The organism is Acinetobacter sp. 228, assembly GCF_048147885.1.
This window is the reverse complement of record NZ_JAYWYV010000643.1, coordinates 1-1010: the sequence shown is the minus strand read 5'-3', so window position 1 is coordinate 1010 and position 1010 is coordinate 1. Positions and strand designations below refer to the sequence as shown.

Here is a 1010-nt window from a genome sequence, read left to right as displayed (position 1 = left end):
TAATGATGAAGCCTTCAAGGCTCTTTGGTTAAAACATAAGGATGAAATTGAACAAGCTTTACCGAAGCAAAGAAACCCAATCACAATTGATGTGGCTTTAGATGACAAAGGCCGTGCAGTCAATATGGATTACGATGTTGATTATACGCCAGCTGAGTTTAAGCACCGCTTCAATATTAAAGCAGATATGCAAATTCTGAATTATGGGAAAGCGACTTCAATTGATCAGCAGCAGCTTAAACAAGCTAAATCTGTGGCTGAAGCAAGTAAAGGTTCTATGCTGGAAAACTTTATTAAAGGTTTTAGTGAAAAGCTTGGGCAAAGTGATGTTTCAGAGCACCCTGTGGGCACACAAAACCTATGATGCAACGCATGCTTATGACAAAACTTATAAAGCAGTATTTATTGCCAAATTGACTGCCGAAAAACCGTCATATATTAAGTATTACTCAGTTCAACAACTCCAAGAAATTGCTGAGGTTTATGCTTACTGGTTCTCTGATGAAGATACATATAATCCTCAAGGAAAATCCTTAGAGCGTATTACCGCTTTACAGAAAAAACATCATCTTGAACAAGATGATCAGTTTGACCACGAGTTAGGACGTGCTGTAGATCATATTGTATTAACGACTATACAAGGTAAAACAGGGCGTGAAGCTTGGCAAAAGCTACAGAAGCAATATAAACAGCCAGCCCAACTTTTCTCAAAACAGTATCAGTTAGAGTTTGAAAAACAAAATGGTGTTTCTGCTGAAGAAAAGCATCTGTTATCAGAAACGGCTGATATTTTAGGGAATGTTTATGTAGCTGCTCGTAAAAAACAGCTTTCGGAAAAAACAATTCAGAACTTAAAACCTGAACATAATGAATTTATCGATTATGAAATTTTCCGTGAGGTTTATAAGCAAATGGTTGCCGCTAGAAAATAATAAGTAAGATAAAAAAGAACCTACATATGTAGGTTCTTTTTTTGGTTTATAGAAAATCTTTTAATTGTGGTCGTACAT

The 1010-nt window shown here is 35.9% G+C and carries 1 pseudogene; it reads left to right on the top strand.

The annotated features are described in order from the left end of the window. Window positions 1-932, top strand: a pseudogene (locus VXQ92_RS21525) (hypothetical protein); the annotation flags it as partial. Window positions 933-1010: the final 78 nt, after the last annotated feature.